1 protein-coding gene and 1 pseudogene are annotated in these 1,592 nt (G+C 67.1%); both read right to left on the minus strand.

What is annotated here, in order from left to right; translation table 11 throughout:
• Positions 1–252 precede the first annotated feature (252 nt).
• Complete coding sequence (locus tag AB0637_RS24965; RefSeq protein WP_366175485.1) at positions 253–1,044, minus strand: ATP-binding cassette domain-containing protein; 792 nt, start codon at positions 1,042–1,044, stop codon at positions 253–255.
• A 98-nt stretch (positions 1,045–1,142) separates the two neighbouring features.
• Positions 1,143–1,592: pseudogene (locus AB0637_RS24970) on the minus strand (ABC transporter permease); the annotation flags it as partial.

Below are 1,592 nucleotides of genomic sequence, written 5' to 3' on the forward strand. Positions count from 1 at the left end.
CCGCGACCAGTTCCGCCCCCGCCGTCAGGGTCGCCAGCCGGCGGGCGTGGTCCTGACCCATCATCCCCACCCCGAGCACCGCGACCCGGACCGGAGGGCTGCTCAGGGCACTCGCGCTGCTCGAGGTGCTCGTGGTGCTCATGACGGGTCTGGCTCCGGTTCTCTCGTCGTTCAGTCGGTGCTGGCGTCAGCCGGTGGCGTCAGGCGTTGGTGTCAGGCGTTGGTGTCAGTCGGTGGCGTGAGTCGGTGGTGTCAGTCGGTGCTGGCGTCGGTGGCCGCCGTCACGGCGGACAGCTCATGGCTCAACGCCTCCAGCTCCGCACCCCCGGCCATCTCGTTGGTCAACTGGTCCAACGTGATGTCCGCGCGGGAGGAGTCCAACGACACGTTCCCGCGGTTGAGGATGACGAAGTGGTTGCCCACCAGGTACGCGTGGTGAGGGTTGTGCGTGATGAAGATGACCCCCAGCCCCGCATCGCGCGCCTTGGCCACGTACTTCAGCACCACCCCGGACTGCTTCACCCCCAACGCCGCGGTCGGCTCGTCCAGGATCAGCACCTTGGCACCGAAGTAGATGGCCCGCGCGATCGCGATGCACTGACGCTGACCACCGGACAACGCCCCCACCGGACGGTCCAGGTCAGGCACCGAGATGCCCATCTTCGTCAGCTCCTCACCGGTGACCTGCACCATGCGCTTCACGTCGAGCCGGGCGAACGGCCCCCACCCCGTCAGCAGTTCCTGGCCCAGGAAGAAGTTGCGCCAGATCGACATCAGCGGCACCAAGGCCAGGTCCTGGTAGACGGTGGCGATCCCCCGGTCCAGCGACTCACGCGGGGAGGAGAACGACACCTCCTGCCCGTTCACCGTGAAGACACCGTCGGTGTGCGTGTGCAACCCGGCGATGATCTTGATGAGGGTCGACTTGCCGGCACCGTTGTCACCCAGGACGCAGGTGATCTCCCCCTGCCGCACCGACAACGACACCCCCCGCAGGGCGTGCACGTTGCCGTAGCGCTTGCCGACGTCCTTCAGCGACAGGATCTCGGTGTTCGGGCTGAGCGTGTCCGGGCTGAGCGTGTCCGGAGTGAGCCCGCCGGGAGTGAGCGAGCCAGGAATCGAGGTGTCAGGAGTGTGCGCGTTCACCGCTTGGCCGCCTGGTTCTTCACGACGAGGTTGACGACGGTCGCGATGACGAGCATCGCGCCCAGGAACAGCTTGTTCCAGTCCGCCTGCCAACCGGCGTACACGATCCCGTTCGTCACGACCCCGTAGATCAGCGCACCGATCGCCGCACCGATCGCCGACCCGTACCCGCCGGTCATGAGGCACCCACCGACGACCGCGGCGATGATGTAGTACAACTCGTTGCCGACACCGTTGCCGGACTGCACGTTGGAGTACGCGAAGAGGTTGTGCATCCCCAGCAGCCACGCCGTGAACCCCACCCCCATGAACAGGCCGATCTTCGTCTTCTTCACCGGGACCCCGACCGCGCGGGCCGCCACCGGGTCACCCCCGGCGGCGAAGATCCAGTTCCCGACCCGGGTGCGCAGCAGGATCCACGTCGCCACGACCACCAGCACCAGCCA

It is taken from the genome of Kineococcus sp. NPDC059986 (assembly GCF_040702905.1).
GTDB lineage: Bacteria > Actinomycetota > Actinomycetes > Actinomycetales > Kineococcaceae > Kineococcus.